The sequence below is a fragment of the Streptomyces sp. WELS2 genome, assembly GCF_013870595.1.
Taxonomy (GTDB): domain Bacteria; phylum Actinomycetota; class Actinomycetes; order Streptomycetales; family Streptomycetaceae; genus Streptomyces.
This window is the reverse complement of sequence record NZ_JACBWZ010001393.1, coordinates 1-545: the sequence shown is the minus strand read 5'-3', so window position 1 is coordinate 545 and position 545 is coordinate 1. Positions and strand designations below refer to the sequence as shown.

Annotated in this window: 1 protein-coding gene and 1 pseudogene; both read left to right on the top strand. The window is 69.4% G+C overall.

From position 1 onward, the window contains the following. Nucleotides 1-288 (top strand): annotated as a pseudogene (locus tag H5J33_RS36570) (alpha-1,4-glucan--maltose-1-phosphate maltosyltransferase); the annotation flags it as partial. After that, nucleotides 285-545, top strand: a 261-nt coding sequence (locus H5J33_RS36565; RefSeq protein ID WP_258565655.1) for an alpha-amylase family glycosyl hydrolase, incomplete at its 3' end; no start/stop codon positions are given. The pseudogene H5J33_RS36570 and the gene H5J33_RS36565, both read left to right, overlap by 4 nt.

Here is a 545-nt window from a genome sequence, read left to right as displayed (position 1 = left end):
ACCGACAACGACGCCGTGCTCGCGTACAGCAAACGCACGGGGACGGACACGGTCGTCGTGGTCGTCAACCTCGACCCGCACCACACCCAGGAGGCCACGGTCTCGTTGGACCTGCCGCGACTCGGCCTGGACCGGCACGCGTCCGTGCCGGTGCACGACGAACTGTCGGGCGAGACCTACCACTGGGGCGGCACCAACTACGTGCGGCTCACGCCCGGCCGGGCGCCCGCGCACGTGCTCCACGTCGGGCGGTCGACGCCCCGGATCGGAGGGCCCGCAGCGTCATGACCGTCAACGAGCCCGTACCGGACACCTTCGAGGACACGCCGGCCAAGGACCGGGACCCGGAGTGGTTCAAACGCGCCGTCTTCTACGAGGTCCTGGTCCGCTCCTTCCAGGACAGCGACGGCGACGGCGTCGGCGACCTGAAGGGCCTGACCGCCAAACTGGACTACCTCCAGTGGCTCGGCGTCGACTGCCTGTGGCTGCCGCCCTTCTTCAAGTCACCGCTCAGGGACGGCGGTTACGACGTCTCCGACTACACG